The organism is Methylobacterium sp. C1 (assembly GCF_001854385.1).
GTDB lineage: Bacteria > Pseudomonadota > Alphaproteobacteria > Rhizobiales > Beijerinckiaceae > Methylobacterium > Methylobacterium radiotolerans.
Window position 1 is genome coordinate 5,298,621 of record NZ_CP017640.1, and the last position, 16,391, is coordinate 5,315,011.

General features: G+C 69.4%; 12 protein-coding genes. 2 read left to right on the forward strand and 10 right to left on the reverse strand.

All coding sequences use genetic code 11. The features are described from left to right. Nucleotides 1-128: 128 nt before the first annotated feature. Complete coding sequence (locus BKE41_RS24480; RefSeq protein WP_071000205.1) at nucleotides 129-2,486, forward strand: EAL domain-containing protein; 2,358 nt, start codon at nucleotides 129-131, stop codon at nucleotides 2,484-2,486. Nucleotides 2,487-2,758: 272 nt separating this feature from the next. Here the strand turns inward: BKE41_RS24480 and BKE41_RS24485 are convergent, their stop codons facing one another. From BKE41_RS24485 to BKE41_RS31295, 7 genes are all read right to left on the reverse strand, one after another. After that, nucleotides 2,759-3,190 (reverse strand): hypothetical protein, encoded by a 432-nt coding sequence (locus BKE41_RS24485; RefSeq protein ID WP_012321696.1) that lies wholly within the window; start codon nucleotides 3,188-3,190, stop codon nucleotides 2,759-2,761. 4 nt (nucleotides 3,191-3,194) lie between these two features. Then, on the reverse strand, nucleotides 3,195-3,926 hold the full coding sequence (locus BKE41_RS24490) for a Crp/Fnr family transcriptional regulator (protein ID WP_071000206.1): 732 nt from the start codon (nucleotides 3,924-3,926) through the stop codon (nucleotides 3,195-3,197). A gap of 535 nt (nucleotides 3,927-4,461) precedes the next feature. After that, nucleotides 4,462-5,385: a hypothetical protein gene (locus tag BKE41_RS24495; protein ID WP_071000207.1), complete on the reverse strand. Its 924-nt coding sequence runs from the start codon at nucleotides 5,383-5,385 to the stop codon at nucleotides 4,462-4,464. A 204-nt stretch (nucleotides 5,386-5,589) separates the two neighbouring features. Further along, nucleotides 5,590-8,778 (reverse strand): multidrug efflux RND transporter permease subunit, encoded by a 3,189-nt coding sequence (locus tag BKE41_RS24500; protein WP_071000208.1) that lies wholly within the window; start codon nucleotides 8,776-8,778, stop codon nucleotides 5,590-5,592. Between the two features lie 148 nt (nucleotides 8,779-8,926). After that, the gene (locus BKE41_RS24505; protein WP_245295981.1) at nucleotides 8,927-10,099 is read right to left on the reverse strand and encodes an efflux RND transporter periplasmic adaptor subunit; all 1,173 of its coding nucleotides are present in this window, start codon (nucleotides 10,097-10,099) and stop codon (nucleotides 8,927-8,929) included. A 64-nt stretch (nucleotides 10,100-10,163) separates the two neighbouring features. Beyond that, on the reverse strand, nucleotides 10,164-10,481 hold the full coding sequence (locus BKE41_RS24510; protein ID WP_245295833.1) for a hypothetical protein: 318 nt from the start codon (nucleotides 10,479-10,481) through the stop codon (nucleotides 10,164-10,166). 324 nt (nucleotides 10,482-10,805) lie between these two features. Beyond that, nucleotides 10,806-10,970 carry a hypothetical protein gene (locus BKE41_RS31295; protein ID WP_159392773.1) on the reverse strand — a complete coding sequence of 55 codons (165 nt, stop codon included), beginning with the start codon at nucleotides 10,968-10,970 and terminating at the stop codon, nucleotides 10,806-10,808. A 238-nt stretch (nucleotides 10,971-11,208) separates the two neighbouring features. Between BKE41_RS31295 and BKE41_RS24515 the strand changes: the two genes are divergently transcribed. Beyond that, complete coding sequence (locus BKE41_RS24515; RefSeq protein ID WP_083374412.1) at nucleotides 11,209-12,306, forward strand: DUF4272 domain-containing protein; 1,098 nt, start codon at nucleotides 11,209-11,211, stop codon at nucleotides 12,304-12,306. A gap of 12 nt (nucleotides 12,307-12,318) precedes the next feature. Here the strand turns inward: BKE41_RS24515 and BKE41_RS24520 are convergent, their stop codons facing one another. The 3 genes from BKE41_RS24520 to BKE41_RS24530 all read right to left on the reverse strand — a co-directional run bounded on the left by BKE41_RS24520 (nucleotide 12,319) and on the right by BKE41_RS24530 (nucleotide 16,387). Continuing rightward, entirely contained in the window at nucleotides 12,319-13,707 is a 1,389-nt protein-coding gene (locus BKE41_RS24520; RefSeq protein WP_071000210.1) for an FAD-dependent oxidoreductase, read from the reverse strand. Nucleotides 13,708-13,794: 87 nt separating this feature from the next. Continuing rightward, a complete protein-coding gene (locus tag BKE41_RS24525; protein WP_012321704.1) occupies nucleotides 13,795-14,277 on the reverse strand; it encodes a nucleoside deaminase in 483 nt (160 codons plus the stop codon). Between the two features lie 733 nt (nucleotides 14,278-15,010). Then, nucleotides 15,011-16,387, reverse strand: coding sequence for a response regulator (locus BKE41_RS24530; RefSeq protein WP_059408634.1), 1,377 nt, complete (start codon nucleotides 16,385-16,387; stop codon nucleotides 15,011-15,013). Nucleotides 16,388-16,391: the final 4 nt, after the last annotated feature.

Genomic DNA, 16,391 nt, shown 5'->3' on the forward strand with positions numbered 1-16,391 from the left:
CCCAGGCCGCCGTTTCGGACAGGAGAGGCGTGACGGGAATGTCAGGCTCAAGGCCGGGCCTGTTATGAACGGTATTTTCATCGTCTTCTTTCATACCGACTTCAGGGGGCGGCACGTACAGGCAAGACATGATCTATGGTGCTGCCGGTCTAGCCGCCGACCATTCGCGCGCGTTTGTTTTCACTGCTCTTGCTATCTGCCTCGTGGCCGGGTGGCTGGTCGCCGCACTCATGCGCACGATCAGCGAGGCCGATCTGGCTCAGCGGTACCGCTGGCTGGCGGGAACGGCAGTCGTGGCCGGCTTGGGCGTCTGGACAACCCATTTCGTCGCCATGCTGGGCTACCGGCCCGATATGGTGCTGGGCTTTGATGACACGACCACCATCTTCTCGGCGCTGGTCGCCATCTTGGTCGTGGGGCTGCCGCTGGCCCTGGCGAGGCTCTTTCCGTCTTGGCGTATCCGGACCCTGGCTGGCGCGGCCGCCGGGTTCGGTATCGGCGCGATGCATCACGCCGGCATGGCAGCGCTCGAGGGATGCCAGCAGACCCATTCGCCGGTCATGAACGTTCTGGCCGCAGGTATCGGTGCTTGCAGTCTCGCGCTGGTTTGTGGGCTGCCGCGACGCTTGGCGACGCCTTGGGTGGTCTGCGCTCTTTTCACCCTGGCAGTCACCGGTACTCACTTCGTCGCGATTGCCGGCACGACGCTGGTGCCCATCCAGGGCTATCGCGGCTTGCCGAACGAAAATATCGTGCTCAGCATCTTGACCACGGGAGGCGCTGCTGTCCTCTTCCTCGGGGCATTCCTGACGATCCTCGCGGCACGACGCTTCGACGCCCAAGAGCGTGCCCATTCATCAATTTTGAGAACCGCTCTCGACAATATGTCGAATGGGTTGCTGTATCTGGACCCGGCTGAACGCGTGCGCCTGTACAACCGGCGCTACCTGGAGATCTATCACATCCCTGTCGATGTCGATCTTACGGGCATGACCATCGATCAGATCATCGACCTTGTCGGCTATCGTCACGGCTGGACCGCAGAGCGGCGAGAGGCGGCGCGCCGGCGGGTCGACGACTGGCGGAACGTCAAGAACTCCAAACAGATCGACTACCCGCTGGAGGACGGCCGCGTTCTACAGGTCGAGATCCGCCCCATCGAGGACGGCGGCAATGTCGTCACCTTCGACGACGTGACCAAAGAGCGCGAGGCGCAGCGCCGGATTGCGGAATTGGCCTTCTGCGATCCCCTGACCAAGCTCGCCAATCGACGGGCTTTGAGTGCACGGTTGGAGCACGATTTTACACCTAAGCGCGTCGTCAAGCTCCTGCTGATCGATCTCGATCGTTTCAAGCAGGTTAACGATACCTACGGTCACGTGGTCGGCGACCAGCTCCTCATCCAGGTCGCCAACAGGCTGAGGACGATCGCGGGACCGGACGGCTTCGTAGCCCGGCTCGGCGGTGACGAGATGGCGGTGCTGGTCTACGGCGATCAGACCCAGGCCATGGCTGTCGCCACCGCGGTGATCGAGGCACTGGCCCTGCCGTATGGGATCGACGACCTCACTGTGTCGATCGGCTGCAGCATCGGTCTGTGCTGCACGGATGACGCGCAGGATGCGATCGAACTCATGCAGTTCTCGGACATCGCGCTCTACGAGTCGAAGCGCCAGGGTCGAGGTCGAACGAGCTGCTACACGCCCGACATGTTGAGGACCGTCGCCGATCGGGTTCAGCTGGAAACGGACATGCGTGCCGCGATCGAACGGGGAGAGATGTATCTGGCCTTTCAGCCGGTGATCGCCCTCGTCGACGACCGGATCATCGGCTACGAGGCGTTGATCCGCTGGGATCACCCGAAGCTCGGAGCCGTGTCTCCGGCCCGGTTCATTCCGTTGGCAGAGGAGACCGGGCAGATCATTCCGATCGGAGCCTGGGTGTTGCAGGAGGCGTGCCGGCAGGCCGCGCGATTGCCGAACGATGTCTACGTCGCGGTCAACGTTTCACCGGTTCAGTTTCGCTCTCCGCAGCTCTTGTCTGATCTCACGCAGGCTCTGGCCAGAAGTGGCCTGCCGGCCGAGCGTTTGGAGATCGAACTCACGGAAACAGCGATCGTCGAGGACGGCCCTCGGATCGCCAAGATCCTGGCCGCTATCCGCCGCCTCGGCGTGACGGTCGCGATGGATGATTTCGGCACGGGTTACTCGTCGCTCGCCCATCTGCGCGACTTTCCGCTCGACCGCATCAAGGTGGACCGTTCCTTCGTAGCCACGGCCGAGACGGACCGTCACTCGTTGGCGGTGCTGAAAGGCATCATGCATATCGCGAAGGCGCTGGATGTCGTGCTGCAAGCCGAGGGCGTAGAGACGCCGTCGCAGCTCGCCCTCATGCGCGAGATTGGTTGCGATGCGATCCAGGGCTACCTGATTGGACGGCCGCAGCGATTGGTGGACAGCACTGTGCCGATGGCTCTCTCGGCCTAGCTTCGCGACCGAGTCATGAGCGTCCGCTTCGCCAGTGCGCATGAGCCGTAGGCGGCGGCCGGATAGGGGCGGAAACGGGAGCCGCTCCGGGTGGTTTCAAGCCTTTCTGCTTCTGGAGAGCGGATGCATCGATGCTGGCATGGATGTAGGGACCCCCGCTGACCCAACGCGGACCCGGGAAGGTTCTGCCGTCAGGCTTTCAAAGGATCACTCGGTAAGAAGCGAATGGTCCATGCACCGCAATTCGCGCTCGGCGGGCGCTTGGCCGTCAATCAGCGCAACGGCTTTGCTGCAGCGTTTTCCGTTTCTTTGAGCAGCACGCGGCTCCGTTCCACGGCTGTTCGCATCTCTGTGGCGTCCGCTCGCATCTCGGCGATCTGAGCCCGCATCTCAGCCACCATCGCGCGTCCATGCCGCACCTGCGCCGAAGGAGATAGGTCAGGGGCCTGGGGGGCCCGCTCAGACTTGCGCCCGTCGTGAAGGCGCTCGTTGAACGGCACCTCCATCAGCTCAGTCTGCGCGGCGTCGCAGATCAAGAACGCACAGGCCAGGGGGGCGGTGCCCTCGTGCAGGAGATCAACGCACAGATCCGGGATCGCCCGGCAGGCTTCCAGGTAGGCGGCCTCCAAACTCGGTCTGTCGAGCCCGTCCGTATCCCGCTCCAGCCTCCTGGGGGTGCGCAGGTGGAAGTAGAACAGCGGCATCGTCTCAGCGCATCACCATCGCCCGCGCGGGGGCGAGATGAAGGTAGTCTGGCTTGAAGTCGCAGAGGGCTGCAAGCCGCTCTGGATCCGGCACGTGCATCCAGCGCTGTTTCAGCACGATCAACCCGTCATCCCGTAGCACGCGGATCGATCGGTTGACGTGCACGGGAGTCAGGCCCGCGGCGTCGGCGAATTCTTCCTGTCGCAACGGCCAGGGAAAACCATCTTCGACTGGCACGCGAACAGCTTGTAGCCGAGCCTGTATCTCGCAGATCAGGTGAGCGAGGCGCGGGGCCGCCAAGCGGCGGCCATTGTTGATGAGCCACTGGCGCAAGATGCTGTCGGTCTGGAGCGAGGACCAGCGGAAGGCCTGGGCAATACCCGGGCGACCTTGCACCGCCTCTGCGATCTCGGCCGGGTTGATTTCCGCGATGAGGCCCGCACTCAGCGTGGTCACGGAATGATCGGCGTAACCGAGCAGGCTCGTCTGCACGTGGCTGATGTCACCGGGCAGGATCAAGTCGGTGATGAGACGCTGACCATCGGCGAGAAGCTTTGACCGACAGGCCCAGCCCTCCAGCATGACGAAAACGCGCTGGACTGCATCGCCTTCCGCGACGAGCTGTTGGCGTGGCTCGACGACCCGCGTTTGTCGAAGAAGGCGATTCAGGCAGGCGCGATCCTCCGCGGTGAGATCTGCACCATATGCCAGCCTGCGGAGGAAACGATCCAGCATAAGGAGGCACCATTCCGTCGTCGGTATCTAGTCAGAAACGTTCGATCTCCCAGCGCAAGTTGTGCTGGCGCGTCGCCGGTCAATGCCGGCGAGGCACAGGGCAGAATCGTACGGACGGCGCTGCGCGAAATGGAAGCTTCTGCGGCGCGGGAAGGTTGAGGGCGGAACGTCCGCCGGCGGGCGGTGAGTCGATCTCCGCGTCCCACTGCGGGCGGCACGCGCTGCGCGGCCCGGTCTCCAGACCGGACGTGCGGGCACATCGCGCCGCCCTGATCGAAATGATGAGCGCCAGGCCAACAGACGGCATCGGAGCGAAGCGCGCCCTAGGCGGCCTTCCGCTCGCCTCCACAGGACCTGCCGGCCCGCGGGGGCCCGTCTCAGCCTCGCGCATTCGAGGGCTCGGCGCCGTAACCGGCTTCACGTGGGGGATTCTCCCCCCCTCTCCGCCAGTCTCTCTTTCAAAGCGCTCGAGGACCGGCGTCCTCCCGCTGTACCGGCGCCCGTCCGTGACCTCTGTGGAGCCCGCAGGCCGCGATCAGAAGCTGTACCCGACGCGCAACCGCATCTGATGGCGGTCGAAGCTCGACAGGTCGAGCGGCCCGGGCTCGCCCGTCGCCCGCCCGGCGACCTGGAAGCTCCAGGTGAACGAGGCCCAGGCCTGGGGTGACAGGGTCGTGTAGGCGGTCGGCCCGAGATACACGGCCTCGCCCGCGAACCTATCGAGCGCCAGACCGTCGTAGGTCCGGGCATAGCGTGCCTCGCCGCCGAGGAAGAGGCCGGGCCGGACGCAGTAGGCCAGTGCCCCCGCCACCTCGATCCCCGAACCGCGCACGGGCGCGTCCATCGCGGTCAGCCGCGTCGTCGAGAGCGCGAAGCCGACATTGACGGCGGCGATCAGCTTGCCGGGAATGATCTCGCGGTCGGCCAGCAGGCCGATCTCGGTGCCGAAGCTGCGCGCCGGCACGCCCGACCCGCCGTCGACGGTTCCGTAGCCCGGCACGATGTTGAGGGTCAGACCGAAGGCGGCCGCCCGGCGGTCCAGCAGGCGCAGCCGGGTCTCGAGGAAGCCGCCGTTGAAACCGCCCGTGGTCCGGGTCGGGGTGCCGGGCGCACCGATGTCGTAGGCGTTGAAGGTGACGCCCGGAGCCAAGCGGAAATCGTGGGTCAGCGGCACCTTCAGGGCCAGGGAGCTGTCCACGGTCAGGAAGCGGGCGACGCGCCGGCCGAGGCGCCCGCTCGTCTCCCATTCCAGCTCCGCCTCTCCGGGAACGCCGAGGTCGCTGCCCTCGGTGAAGCCGAACAGATGCTCGCTGTCGAGGTCGCCCGGCGTCAGGTTCTCGGCGGCGGTGGGCAGGCTCTGGGCCCGCGCCGGGGCCGCGGTGAGCGCGAGCGCCGCGGCGAGGCCGCACAGGACCGATCCCGGAGCCGAGCGTCGACGCGGAGTGCCGGTGTGCGTCATAGCCCTGACCCATCATTATAGCTGATGCTATATCTAATAGGGTTGGCGATGCCAGGCCGTCAACGGTCGGGCGTGCCGTATGGGCGGGTCGACGAAGGTCCGGCCGCGGATCCGGCGCGGCGCGCGCCGGAGGAAGCGGCGGCGCGCGGCGGCCGCGGCGCCGGTCGTGGGCCGGTCGGGCGTGAGCCGTATCCGCGCTCCGGCTCACGCGGGACCGGTCTCGGGGGCTGTCCCGGGCGCGGGCGGGGCGGCGACCGGCCCGGGCTGCCGCCCGCGCGCGCGGCGCTCCTCGAGGCGCTGCAGGATCACGTAGAAGGACGGGACGAACAGCACCGCCAGGCAGGTCGAGGCGAGCATGCCGCTGAACACCGTGATGCCGATGGACTTGCGCGCCGCGGCCCCGGCCCCGGAGGCGGTGACGAGGGGCAGGACGCCGAGGATGAAGGCGAATGAGGTCATCAGGATCGGGCGGAAGCGCAGTCGCGCCGCCTCCACGGCGGCGGCCGCGATGTCGAGGCCGGACTGCCGCTTCTCGCGGGCGACCTCGACGATCAGGATGGCGTTCTTGCTCGCCAGCGCGATCAGCAGGATCAGGCCGATCTGCGTGTAGAGGTTGTTGGCGACGCCGAGCAGCAGCAGCGCCCCGACCGTGCCCAGCAGCGCCAGCGGCACGCCGAGCAGGACCGCCAGCGGCAGGATCCAGCTCTCGTACTGGCCGGCCAGGACCAGGTAGACGAGGAGGATGGCGAGCCCGAACACGAGGTAGATCTGCGCGCCGACCGCCTTCTCCTGGTACGACATCGCCGTCCAGTCGTAGCCCGTGCCCGGCGGCAGCACCTTCGCGGCGATCTGCTGCATCAGGTCCAGCGCCTGCCCGGAGCTGAAGCCCGGTGCCGCCCCGCCGACGATCGTCGCCGTCGGGTAGAGATTGTACAGGCTGATCAGGGACGGGCCCTGCACGGTTCTGATCTCCACGACGGTGCCGAGGGGTACCATCACGCCGTTGCCGGCGCGCACCTTCAGGTTCTCGACGTCCTCGGGACGGAGCCGGTAATCGGGCGCGGCCTGCACGTAGACTTGGAAGGTTCGGCCGAACTTGTTGAACTGCGTGACGTAGGACGAGCCCACGTAGCTCGAGAGCGTCGAGAAGACCTGACCGACCGTCACGCCGAGGGCCTCGGCCTTGACCCGGTCCACCGCGATCGCGATCTGCGGCACGCCGGCCCGGAACGAGGTGTTGAGCTTCCGCAGCCCGGATTGCGCGTTCCCGTCGGCGACGATCGTCCGGGCGAGGCTCTCCAGCAGCGGGTAGTCGAAGTCGCCGTTGCGCAGCTCGATCTGCATGGTGAAGCCGCTGGCGTTGCCGATGCCCTGGATCGGCGGCGGGATCAGCACGAAGGTGTCGGCGTCCTCGACGCCCGCCAGCATCGTGTTGAAGCGCTCGTAGAGGCTGCGCAGATCCTGGCCCTTCTCCCCGGCGCGGGCGTCCCAGTTCTTGAGAACCACGTAGGCGACGCCGGCATTGGGCAGGGTGGCGTTCGAGTCGAGGACCGAGATGCCGCTGATCGAGAGGACGTTGTCGACGCCCGGCGTCGCCTTCGCCTGGGCGCTGATCCGCTGCATCACGGCGTCGGTGCGCTCCTTCGAGGCCCCGTCCGGCAGCTGCGCGCCGATCAGGACGTAGCCCTGATCCTCGGTGGGCAGGAAGGCGGTGGGCAGGCGGGTGAGCCCCCATCCGGCGAGACCGATCAGCAGGAGTGCCGCGGCGACCATCAGGCCGCTGCGCCGGACCATGCTGGCGATCAGCCGGGCGTACCCGTTCTCCAGGACGCCGTAGACGCGGTTGAAGCCGCGGTAGAACACGTTCCGCTTCTCCGGCGGCACCGGCTTGCGCAGCCACAGGGCGCACTGGGTCGGCTTCAGGGTGGCGGCGTTGATCGCGCTGATCAGCGCGGTCGCGGCGATCACCAGGGCGAACTGCTTGTAGAGTTGCCCGGTCAGGCCGGGGAGGAACGCGGCCGGCACGAACACCGACATGAGCACCAGGGTGATGCCGATGATCGGGCCGAACAGCTCCTCCATCGCCTTCTCGGCCGCCGCCCGCGGCGAGAGGCCCGCGTCGATGTGGTGGGACACCCCCTCGACGATCACGATGGCGTCGTCCACCACGATGCCGATGGCCAGCACGATGGCGAACAGCGTCGAGAGGTTAACGCTGAAGCCCATCGCCGCCATGGCCGCGAAGGCGCCGATGATGGTCACCGGCACCGTCGTCGCCGGCACCAGCATGGCGCGCCAGTCCTGGACGAAGACCAGGATGACGATCAGGACCAGCACGGCCGCCTCGAACAGCGTCCTGTAGACCTCGTGGATCGAGGCCTGCACGAACTCCGTCGTGTCGAACGGGATGGCGTAGACGAGGCCCGACGGGAAGGTCTTCGCGAGCTCGGCCATCCGGGCGCGGACCGCGTTCGCCACCGTCAGCGCGTTCGCCTCGGGCAGCTGGTAGATGCCGATGCCGGCGGCGGGCTGCCCGTTCAGCGTGAAGGACTGGCTGTAGGTCTGCGCGCCGAGCTCGACCCGGCCGACGTCGCGCAGGCGGGTGATGCGGCCCCCGTCCTGCGCGTCCGCCTTGATGACGATGTTCTCGAAGTCCGGGGCGTTGTTGAGCCGCCCGTTGACGTTGAGGGTGTACTGGAAGTCCTGTCCGGCCGGGACCGGCGGCATCCCGACGGCGCCCGCGGTGACCTCCTGGCTCTGCTGCTGCACGATGTTGATGATGGCGTCGGGGGTGAGGCCGCGGGCCTGGACGAGGTCGGGGTCGAGCCAGATCCGCATCGCGTACTGGCCCGCGCCGAACACCGTGACGTTGCCGACGCCGGGCAGCCGGGCCAGCTCGTTCTGCACGTTGATGACGCCGTAATTCGACAGGAACAGGCTGTCGAACTTCCCGTCGCTGGCCGACAGTGTCACGAATTGCAGGACCGCGGTGGATTTCTTCTGGGTCGTGACGCCCTGAACCTGGACCGCCTGCGGCAGCGACGACATCGCGATCGCGACCCGGTTCTGCACCAGCACCTGGGCTTGGTCGCCGTCCGTCCCGATCGCGAAGGTGACCGTGAGCGTGTAGGTGCCGTCGCTCGCGCTGGTCGACTGCATGTAGAGCATGCCCTCGACGCCGTTGACCTGCTGCTCGATCGGTAGCGCCACCGTGTCGACCACCGTGCGGGCGCTCGCGCCCGGATAGCGGGTGGTGACCTGGACCGTCGGCGGCACGACGTTGGGATACTGGGACACCGGCAGGTTGAGCAGCGACACCGCGCCGATCAGCACCATGACCAGGGCCAGCACGTTGGCCAGGACCGGCCGCTCGATGAAGAAGCGCGAGATCATGCCGTTGGCCCTCGGTGCCGGCGTCTCAGGGGCCGTCCCACCGCATCGGCGGGACGCGCTTTGGCGGAGGCCGGCCCCCGGGCGCGGGGAGGATCGGCGCCGCAGACCCGGGGCCGCGTCGGCGCGGCCGGGTCCCGCGGCCGATCTCTCACCGCTGGGGCGGCGCCGGTTCGGACGAGGCGTCGGCCACGGCCGCCCTCTGGGGGGCGACCTTCGCGCCCGGTATCGCCCGCTGGATGCCGTCCGTGACGACCCAGTCGCCGGGCGCGAGCCCCGTCTCGATCACCCGGTAGCGCCCGTCCCGGGGGCCGAGCGTCACCACCCGCTGGGAAACGACATCGTCGGCCCCGACCGTGAGCACGTAGCTGCCCTGCTGGTTCGTCCCGATGGCGTCGTCGCGGACCAGCAGGGCCTTATCCTGGCGTCCGACCGGGATCCGGACCCGCACGAACAGGCCCGGGAGGAGCGCGTGGTCGCCGTTCTCGATGAGCGCCCGGGCCATCAGCGTGCCGGTGGACGGGTCGACCTGCGGCGCGAGGTAGTCGAGCTTGCCGGTATGGGGATAGCCGGTCTCGGTCTGCAGGCCGATCTCCACCGGGATCTTGGACAGGTCGCCCAGCGTCCGCTGCGTCGCGAGCAGGTGCTGCTTGACCAGCAGAACCTGCTGCTCGCTGACGTTGAAGTAGACGTAGAGCGGATCGATGCGCACGAGCTGCGCCAGCTTGGTCGGCCCGCTGATGCCGACGAGCGCCCCGACATCCACGAGGTGGTTGGTGACCACGCCGTCGAAGGGCGCCGAGACCTGCGTGTAGCCGAGATTGATGGTGGCGATGTCGAGATTGGCCTGCGCCTCCATGAGGGCGGCGCTGGCTTGGTCCAGCTTGGTCTTCGCGTCCTCGACGCGCGCCTGCGAGGCGAATTCCTGCCGGCCCAGCGTGGACTGGCGCTGATACTCGGACTGGGCGTTCGCCAGGGTGGCCTGCTGCGCCGCCAGGGCGCCCTGCGCCTGCTTGAGCTGCGCCTCGTAGGTGTTGCGCTGGATGGAGAAGAGCGGCGCGCCCTTCTTCACGACGGCGCCGTCCCTGTAGGTGATCGCCTCCAGGAAGCCCTGGACCCGCGCCTCGAGTTCGACGGCCGCGAAGGCCTTGGTGTTGCCGGTGAGCTCGAAGTAGCGCGTCACCGTGCGCATGGCCGGCTGCGCGACCGAGACGGTGGGCGGCGGCGGCGGGACGTACTGGTTCGAATCGTGGCAGCCGGCGGCGAGTCCCGCGATGGCGGCCAGGACGAGGAGACGGAGGGATCCGGGGAGCTGAAACACGATCGGCACGGTCGACCCTCAACCTGAGAGCGTTACGGGACGGTCTTCGGCCTCGGTCCAGCCGCGGCTACTGGCCGTCCTCGGCCTTGGCTTCCCGGGCGAGGGTCAGGCACTCCAGCAGATCGACGTAGCTGGGCAGGCCGTCGAGCTGGGCTTCCGCCGCGCAGCGCGTCCGGTCGACCGCCGGGAAGCTGGACCACTTCTTGGCCACCTCGGCGCGGGCCGATCCCTCGTCCTGGAGGCAGAGTTTCTGCCGACCGACATCGAGGGTCATCTCCTGCGTCGCCGCCCGGCAGCTGCCACGAACGTCGAAGACCGGCATCTTGTCCGAGGCCGGCGTCGTCAACGCCAGCTCCAACAGCAGGGCGGGGACAGCAAACATCATGATCGGCACACCCGCGCGTCGCCTCGACCGGGTAGCCCGGTCGATCCGTGTTTTGGCAGCCCCGAACGGTTGCCGTGCCCTGCGGCAATACAGGTTCGATACGCAAGACCGACTCGATTCGGTTGCCTATCCTGTATCGATAGCATAGCTCGCCGCCGAGTTGTCGCAACAAAAATTGTTATCAACCAGGGCATACTACCTAACATGGCCGGCGACCGGCATATCGGCGAGGCGATATCTGCGATATCCACCGGATACGTAAGATCGATAGAGAGAAAAGGTTATTATATAAAGTATAAGCGTGTTCCCGGGCGCTGGATCGGTTCAGCGTGCGCGCGGGGCGACTGTACAATCGTTCGGGCCGCGCCCGCCGTCGTCGGCGTGTCGTCGGCGTGTCGTCGGCGTGTCGTCGGCCGGCGCCGGGCCTGCGCTGACGAAGAAGCCCCCGGTGCGGCCGACGACGAGGGCCTCGGGCTTGAGCGCGCCCATCCTGTCGGCGAGGGCTCCGCCTCCGGCGCGGAGCGGGCGGGCTCGCGTCCGCGGCCCGGCGCCCGGGCCGTTCGGGTGAGCGTTCGCCGGGCGCCGGCGCGGCCGGCTCGGGGAGGATCGTCCGGGCGCGCGCGGTGCGCCTTGCCCGGCCGGGGCGCCCGCCTCACTGTGCGCGCGCCCGCTTCCGCGGCCGCAGACCCGACGGCGCCGCTTCACGGGAAGACCGGAAGGGAGAGACATGAATCTGCTGAAGCGGCTGTTCGGACGCGCCGATGCGGCACCGGCGGCGGAGGCGCCGCCGGACGAGCCGCTTCTCGTCAACGCCTACGCGACCGTGCGCGACCTGCCCGCGCTGGCCTTCCCCCACGAGCCGAACGGGCGTCGGGACCTGTCCGACCCCGCCTTGCAGCCGCATCTCGACGGGTTCATCGGCTACGTCATGGGACGGGGCGACGGCCAGATGACCGCCCTGCGCTACCACCTGTGGCGCCACCTGCAGCGCGTCCGCAACCACGTCAGCTTCGCGGTCGCCGCGCCCGATCTGCCGCGCGTCGAGGCCTGGGCGCTCGCGGCGAACGCCGTCCTCTTCCTGCCGGACGGCTCGGTGCGCGCGCCCGACATGGCGCTCCTCATGTCGGCCGCGGGTGAGACGGATCCCGCGGCGCGCCTGCCCTATCCGCCCGACGCCGTCGCGCGCCGCGCCCGGACCCTGGAGCGGCTGGGGAACCTGGACCCGAAGCCGCCGGCCGGCATGCCCCCCGCGCTCGGCGAGGCGGAGTTGGCACTTCGACCACCGGCGGAGGTGCTCCGGCGGGCTCTGGCACTGCTCTACATCGCCGCCTGGGGGCAGGCCTTCGGCGCCGGCACGACGCTGATCGCGCCGGGACATAGGGCGCTGAATCCCACCGGCTTCGCTTCCCTGTCGCCGGCCGAGCGCGCCCGGATCGAGGCGGCGGACCCCAGGGACGCCGCGGCGGCGTCCTGGCGCTACGAGGCCGCGAACACCCTGCTGTGGACGCTCGGCGCGAGCGCGGCCCGGATCGCCGACAGCGACGCCGCGGCCGACGTGGACGCGCTCTGGCGGGCAGTCGCGCCGCTCGCGCAGGACGCGGGCGCGGCGGATGTCGCGCGCCTGCGGCCGCCCGGCGAGATCCTGGAGGCGCTGGACCGCGCGTGGCGGGAGCACTGGGTCGTCCGGCAGGCGCGGCAGAAGGGAGTGGCCCCCGCGGGGCTCAACGGCGACGTCGTGGCGGAGCGTCACGTCGCGCTGAACTGGCTGACCGGCTTCCAGAACGACCGCGACACGCCGTGGGACGCGATCGACACGCCGACGTGACCGCACCTCGGCTCAGCGGAGACCGTCGAAGTAGTCGAAGAACACGCGGTCCGGATCGTGCTTGTCGCGCAGCGCGCACAGCCTCTGCCACTTCTCGGGCGTGAACGCCTGGGCGACGATCTCGGGCTGCTCGACCGTGTCGGTCTCGCCGATGTAGTAGCCGATGTTGAACGGCTTCAGCGCGGCGATCACCGCCTGATGCCACGCGGCGTTGGCCTGGTCGTCGTCCGCCTCGCGCCACATGGTCCAGGGGCCGCCATAGACCTTCGAGGTCATGGAGCGGGCCATGTCCCGCTGCGGCCCCGGGACGTCGGGCCCGCAGAAGATCGTCGACAGGAACACCGAGGTCGCCGAAGGCGCGCTCCGCCACAGCGGCAGGATGGCGGCCATCAGCGCGCCGGGGCAGTGATTGGAGTAGGTGGCCTCGACCCGGGAGCGCACGCCCTCCGGGAAGAGCGCGCCGGACGCGTCGAAGAGCTGCTCGAAGTCGAGGGGCGTCGCCCGCGCGCGCGACAGGGGCGCGACCGGTGCGCCGTCCAGCGGCGCCAGCGCGCGCCGCGCCGCCTCCGGTGTGTCCTCGAAGGCGGTGGCGGTGACCATGCAGACCCAGCCGTTCTGGGCCGCCGCCTGCGCGGCCAGCGCGGGCGGCGCCTTGACGAGGAACTGGGTCAGCTCGACGCTCGGCGCGATCGTCGGCGCCGCCTCGCCGAGCCACCTGCCGATGGCCGGCGCGTCCTCGAGGCGATAGAAGTACTCGCTCCCGTGAATGGCTTTCGGCAGCGCGTGGAGCTTGAGGAAATACTTCGTGACGATCCCGAAGAAGCCCGGGCCTGCGCCGCGCGCGGCCCAGAAGAAGTCCGGGTTCTCGGTCTCGCTGGCCCGGATCAAGTCGCCCTGGGCGGTGACGAGCTCGATCGCCTCGAGGCTCTCGGTCCCGTAGCCCCAGACCGTGGGGTTCCAGGCCATGCCGCCGCCGAGGAAGTAGCCGCTGGCCTTGACCTGAGGACAGTGGCCGGTCGGGAAGGCGAGGCCGTGGCCGTTGAGCGCCTTCTGGATGTCGCGGTTGCTGAGAATGGGCTGGATGACGGCCCGGCGCTGCGCGACGTCGATCGCCAGGATCTTGTCGAGGCTCCCGAGGTCGATCAGGATCCCGCCGTTGCGCAGGGTCGGCTGGCACCAATTGTGGCCGCCGCCGCGGACGACCACCTTGAGGCCGTGCGCGCGGGCGAACGTCACCGTGGCGACGATGTCGTCCTCGTCGGCCGCCTTGACGATCATCTGCGGTGCCCGGTCCGGGATCAGTCTGTTCCACAGGTTCCCGTGAAGGGCGTCCCGGAACTGCGGGTCGCCCGCGTCGATGACCGGGCCTCTGCAGACCGTCCTCAGGCTCTCAGCATTCATGTCCAGGCACTGCGCGGGCGGGGAGACCCGCTCGGGCGAGGGGGCCTGAGCGGGCGGAACAGGACGGCCGATCTCGCGATCCGGCCCTCAGTAGGGGACGCGGTCCGCTTTCTGCGCGTACTTCTTCCAGACCTCGACGGCCTCCTCGCGCATGATCTGCTGGGTCGGGATGGAGCGCTCGCCGACATCCTTCTTGAGTTCGGCGTAGATCATGCTGTCGTCGAAGCCGCCGTACTCCAGCGCGTCTTCGACCTGCGCCGCGTAGTAGACGTTCTTGACGCCGGCCCAGTAGGCGGCCGCCATGCACATCGGGCAGGGTTCGGCGCTGGTGTAGAGCGTCGCGTTCCGGAGCTTGAAGCTGCCCTGCGCCTTGCAGGCCTTCCGGATGGCCTCGATCTCGCCGTGCCAGGTCGGGTCGTTCTCGGCGACGACGCGGTTGGCGCCCTCGGCGATGATCTCGCCGTCCTGGACGATCACGCAGCCGAACACGCCGCCGGCGCTGTCGACCAGTGACGTCTTCTCCGACAGGGCGATCGCCCGGGCCATGAACTTCTCGTGGTTGTCAGACATTGGAACCTCTGTCGTCGCGAAACGGGTCGGCTGATCGAGACTGTGAACCGCGGAGACTTGCTTATCGAGGGGCGATCCCGTTTGTTGTGTCGAACCGCACTAGACTTCAAGGCGTGCTTAACGACTCGGGATCGGCCGGCCGACATTGCCGTCGGGTTGAGCAACGTCGCCGCGCGGTACGGCCGAGCGGTGTCGGCCGCGACGGGCACGCGACCGCCGTCGATCTGCGCGGGCAGGATCGGCGACGGGGCGTGGCGCGGTGCGGGACGTCCGGCTGAGACCGTGCGTCCCGCGAAGCGCATGTTCGTCAGCCAATAACGCGCGGCTACGATGTCTCTGTCGACAGGATAGACAGGGTCGACGGAGCCCCGTCAACGCTTCCGGACAATCGATCGCGGTGGAATTGTAAATGTCCAAGAATGCAATAGAGCGGCCGTGAATAGCTGATCAATGTTGCCGGCAGGCCGATCCGGGCAGCACATCCGGCGCGTTGCGGCCGCGGCCGCGGCCCTCGATCGGGGCGGCGGCGCCCCGGCTGAGACGGACGGACAAGAAATAATCCGTCCCGTCACGGCCGGGCAATCCCGCCTCAGGGCACCGCGATCCGGGTCGGAGGGGGCGGCGCCGCCGCGCGGGGCGACGGCGCGACCGATCCGGGACCTCCAGGCTTCGCGGGGCGATCTTCCAGTCGCTGGTGCCGGCCCGGATCGCGGGTCGTCCCGGAATCGGGCGATCAGGCGGCCGGACGCTCCGCGAGGACGTCGCGGATGGCGCCCCTGACGTGCCCGAGGGCGTCCGCCTCGTCCGAGCCGCCGGTCACGGCGGCCTCGAGGGTCCGGCACGCCGCCGCCAGGCGCGTGTAGCCGAGGCTGCCCGCCATGGCGATCAGGGCGTGCGCCTCCTGGGCGATCGTCGGGCGCGGGGTTCCGGGCGGGAACGCCGCCTCGAGGCGCGCCCGCAGGTCGCCGGTCAGGCGCGCGACCTCGGCCGCGCCGATCGCGTCGCGGAGGCGCTCGACCCGCGCCGCGTCGCGGACAGGTTCCGGATCGGGCGCCGGGCGCGCGGCCGGAGCCGCCGCAAGGCCGGCCGCCGCGGCCGACAGCCCGGCCGGCGTGAGGCTGACCGCCAGCCCGCCTCCGGCCGGCACGCAGGCGGCCAGTTCCTGCTCCGTCAGGGCCAGGATCGCCGCCATGGCGGCGCTGCGGACCAGCCCGGCCGCCAGGATGGGCGCCGGCGCCTCGGCGGCCGACAGGGGCAGGCTGCGGGCGCCGACGTGGAGCCAGCTGAGCAGCCGGCAGGCCGGATCGTCCGAATCCCGAACCGCGGCGGCGAGTCCCGCGCGGCGCTCGGCGAAGGCGCGGCAGGTCTGCGCCAGCGCCGTCCAGGCGGCCGGATCGTCCACCCGGAACGTCGCGTCGCAGGCGTGGCCGAGACGTCCGGTCAGATCGACGGTGGGGAGCAGGTGGCCCGGGCTTCCCGGCGGCAGCGCCCGGCTCTGCGCGAGACCCTCCGCCGCGCCGATCAGGATGAGATCGGCCTCCGCCACGGGGGCGAGGCGGAAGGCGTGGCCCACCGCGGCGGCCGCCTCGGCGCCGAGATCCGGGTACAGGGCGGCGCGCGGGCGCCCCGGGAGGCCGCGCCGCCGCCACAGCGCCTCGGCCGGCGCCTCGTCGGCGGGCCTCGGCGACGGGTCCGGTGCGACGCCCGCGGGCCCGTCCGACGCCGCGTCCGGCGCCGCGTCGGGCGCGCGCAGGCGGTCGAGCGTCGCGTACAGCAGGTCGGGCTCGACCGGCTTGACCAGGATCGCGTCGAACAGCGCGTCGGCGCCCCGGCGCGACGCCAGGCCGTGCCGGTCGGCCGTGATCCCGACGAGGCGGACGCGCCCCTGCGCGCCGACGATCTCGCGCATCAGCCGCGCGAGAGCGTACCCGTCCATCTCGGGCAGGTGGTAGTCGATGAGCACGACGGCGTGGCGGCGCTCGCTCAGGAGCCGCAGGCCCAGAAACCCGTCGGCCGCGCAGTCGAACGCGTCGCCGCGCGCCGCCAGCAGGGCGCCGATCAGGTCGCGCGAGCCGGGATCGTCCTCGACCAGCAGGATACGGTCGGTCATGCGA

Bases quoted from the DNA above. Each gene is read 5' to 3' on its own strand.
- BKE41_RS24480 (WP_071000205.1), top strand. From the start codon at position 129: ATGATCTATGGTGCTGCCGGTCTAGCCGCCGACCATTCGCGCGCGTTT.
- BKE41_RS24485 (WP_012321696.1), bottom strand. From the start codon at position 3,190: ATGCCGCTGTTCTACTTCCACCTGCGCACCCCCAGGAGGCTGGAGCGG.
- BKE41_RS24490 (WP_071000206.1), bottom strand. From the start codon at position 3,926: ATGCTGGATCGTTTCCTCCGCAGGCTGGCATATGGTGCAGATCTCACC.
- BKE41_RS24495 (WP_071000207.1), bottom strand. From the start codon at position 5,385: ATGACGCACACCGGCACTCCGCGTCGACGCTCGGCTCCGGGATCGGTC.
- BKE41_RS24500 (WP_071000208.1), bottom strand. From the start codon at position 8,778: ATGATCTCGCGCTTCTTCATCGAGCGGCCGGTCCTGGCCAACGTGCTG.
- BKE41_RS24510 (WP_245295833.1), bottom strand. From the start codon at position 10,481: ATGATGTTTGCTGTCCCCGCCCTGCTGTTGGAGCTGGCGTTGACGACG.
- BKE41_RS31295 (WP_159392773.1), bottom strand. From the start codon at position 10,970: ATGGGCGCGCTCAAGCCCGAGGCCCTCGTCGTCGGCCGCACCGGGGGC.
- BKE41_RS24515 (WP_083374412.1), top strand. From the start codon at position 11,209: ATGAATCTGCTGAAGCGGCTGTTCGGACGCGCCGATGCGGCACCGGCG.
- BKE41_RS24520 (WP_071000210.1), bottom strand. From the start codon at position 13,707: ATGAATGCTGAGAGCCTGAGGACGGTCTGCAGAGGCCCGGTCATCGAC.
- BKE41_RS24525 (WP_012321704.1), bottom strand. From the start codon at position 14,277: ATGTCTGACAACCACGAGAAGTTCATGGCCCGGGCGATCGCCCTGTCG.
- BKE41_RS24530 (WP_059408634.1), bottom strand. From the start codon at position 16,387: ATGACCGACCGTATCCTGCTGGTCGAGGACGATCCCGGCTCGCGCGAC.